Source organism: Mesorhizobium sp. M0119 (assembly GCF_040322615.1).
Classification (GTDB): domain Bacteria; phylum Pseudomonadota; class Alphaproteobacteria; order Rhizobiales; family Rhizobiaceae; genus Mesorhizobium.
In genome coordinates this window covers 1-2,631 of sequence record NZ_JAMYTU010000095.1, presented here as the reverse complement: position 1 = coordinate 2,631, position 2,631 = coordinate 1, and the positions used below count along the sequence as shown (strand labels likewise).

The 2,631-nt window shown below is 63.6% G+C and carries 2 protein-coding genes; both read right to left on the bottom strand.

Translation table 11 applies throughout. The annotated features are described in order from the left end of the window. Window positions 1-106: 106 nt before the first annotated feature. A complete protein-coding gene (gene istB / locus NKJ40_RS31670; protein ID WP_352469373.1) occupies window positions 107-883 on the bottom strand; it encodes an IS21-like element helper ATPase IstB in 777 nt (258 codons plus the stop codon). Window positions 884-899: 16 nt separating this feature from the next. After that, window positions 900-2,453, bottom strand: coding sequence for an IS21 family transposase (gene istA, locus NKJ40_RS31665; protein ID WP_352469372.1), 1,554 nt, complete (start codon window positions 2,451-2,453; stop codon window positions 900-902). Window positions 2,454-2,631: the final 178 nt, after the last annotated feature.

Here is a 2,631-nt window from a genome sequence, read left to right as displayed (position 1 = left end):
TGCGCATTTCGCAAAAGCCGGACAGTGATTCCGCTAAGTCGCGGACAGCTGTTTCATTAAGTCGCGGACAGTTTGGCGGTGTCGGTTCTCGGGTGCCTTGTTGCGTTCATGGATGATTGATTTCGCCGTTTTCGGCGCCGGTCAAGAGGGGCGCGGCTTTTTGCTTTCGCATGCTGTCGCCCTGGAGCACGATGCGGTGGGCGTTGTGGACGATCCTGTCGAGAATGGCGTCGGCGACGGTGGGGTCGGCAATCAGGTCATGCCATTTGGCCACGGGGGCCTGGGCGGTGATCAGGGTGGATTTGCGCCGATAGCGTTCCTCGACGATTTCGAACAGATGGAAGCGCTGCTGGTCGGTGAGGCTGTGGGTTCCAAAGTCGTCGAGGATGAGCAGTTGCGCGCGGGTGAGTTTGTCGATGAGGCGCGGGAAGCGGCCATCTAGGCGGGCGAGCGCCAGATCCTCGAACAGGCGCGGCACGCGCACATAGAGCACGGAATGGTCAAGCCGTGCCGCTTGCCGACCGAAGGCGCAGGCCAGCCATGACTTGCCGGTGCCGGTTTGGCCGGTGACGATCAGGTTCTCATGCGCCTTCAGCCATTCACCTTGGGCGAGCGCCATGGTGCTGCGCCGGTTGAGCCCGCGCGTCGCGGCAAAATCGATGTCCTCGATGCAGGCTTCGGGAAAGCGCAGCTTGGCTGAGGCGAGCCGGTTCTTGACACGCTTGTCGGCACGCATGGCGACCTCGCGGTCGAGCATCAGGCCGAGCCACTCGTCGCGGCTGAGCTCATTGGCGTTGTTCTGTTCGGCCAGCTCGCGCCAGGCGGTGGCCATGCCGGCCAGGCCGAGGGTCTGCATCTGGTCGAGGGTGGGGTTTGTCAGCATTCTTTCTTCCTTTCCTTCACTGGTAATAGGTGCTGCCGCGGATGTTGGTGTGCGGCGGTGTCGGCTTTGCCGGCTCGGTCTGCGGTCTTGCCTGGTCGAGGCCGGATTTGAGGATGGCGGTGACGGAGGAGTAGGCGATCGCGTTGATCAGCAGCGCCCGCTCGCAGGCGGCATCGAGACGCTCCGGTCCATAACGTGGGGCCAGCGACAGAATGCCCATGGCCGAGCGGTATCCCTGTTCCGGATGCGGCCGGTCGCGCATCATGCGCTCGACCAGGATGGCGGCGTTGGGGCCGATCCTGGCCGCCCGGCCAATTAGGCTGGCCGGCGTCGTGTTGGCGTAGCGCTGATGCGCCTTGGGCATGTGTTCATTGACGGTGACATGGCCGGAACGCTGCGAGCGACGGACATGGCAGGCGACGCGCTGGTGATCGTGGAAGATCTCGACCACCCGGTGGGTGAGCCGCACGTCGACGGTGCGTCCGATCAGCCGGTGCGGCACCGAGTAGAAGGTCTTGTCGATCTCGACATGGTAATCGGGATGCACCTTCGCCGATTTCCACTCGGCATATTCGAACGGCGTCGCCGGCAGCGGCCTCAAGGCCACCCGCTCGATTTCCTCGAACAGTTCGCGGCGGCTTTTGCCGACATGGCGCATCGGCCGGTTGTTCAGCTCCTCGAGCAGCTCGGCGATCGCCGCATTGAGCTCAGCCAGCGAGAAGAAAGAGCGATTCCGGAGCCGGGCCAGAATCCAGCGCTCGACGATCAGCACCGCGCCTTCGACCTTGGCCTTGTCGCGCGGCTTTCGGCTGCGGGTCGGCAAGATGGTGGTGTCGTAATGCTCGGCCATCGCCGCAAAGGTCGTGTTCAGCGTCGGCTCGAACCACAACGCCTTGGCCACACCAGCCTTCAGGTTGTCGCAGACGATCGCCTTGGTGACTCCGCCGAAGAAGGCAAGCGCCCGCATCTGGCCGTCGATCCAGTCGGGCAGCTTCTGGCTGGAGCTGGCAAAGGCGAAGGTCAGATTGGAGGCGCCCAGCACCGCGACAAAGATCTGGGCGGCGTGGATGACGCCGGTAGCAGGATCGATGATCGGCACCGTCTGCCCGGCATAGTCGGTTTGCATCACCGCGCCCGCCGCATGCCGATTGCGGAACGTTGCGCTCGTCCGGCGCTCGAAAGCGGCGAAGTGCTCGCAGAACCAGGTGTAGCCGTAACCGTCGGGATGGGCAGCGCGATACTCCTGCCACAACAGCGTCAGCGTCACGCCCTTGCGCTTCAGCTCCCGGACGATCAGCGCCCAGTCGGGCTCACTCAGATCCTGCGGCGGCCGGCCCATCCGGCGGAACAGAAGCCGCTCGAGCGCGGCATCGTCGTCGTAGCCGGGCGGCAACGGCCAACGCGAAAGCCCCGCCTCGCTCGCGCGTAACAGATAGGTCGAAACCGTCGTCTTGCTGATCTTCAGCCGTTCCGATACCGCACGCACCGAAAGGCCATGCTCATGCGTCAGGCGCAAGATCGCTCGGATGTCCTTCACCGTCGTCTGTCTCGTTTGCTTCCGTCTTGGCATGGGCCCCCTCTCAACGTCATCGTGAGAGGTCAAAATGCCAGAACGGCGCAGCCGAGAACCGACCGTCAAATCCGCCCCGGAAACTGTCCGGGACTTAGCGGAAATGCTGTCCGCGACTTACTGAAATCACTGTCCGGGACTTAGTGAAATCGGCGTCCGGGACTTACCGAAACACGCA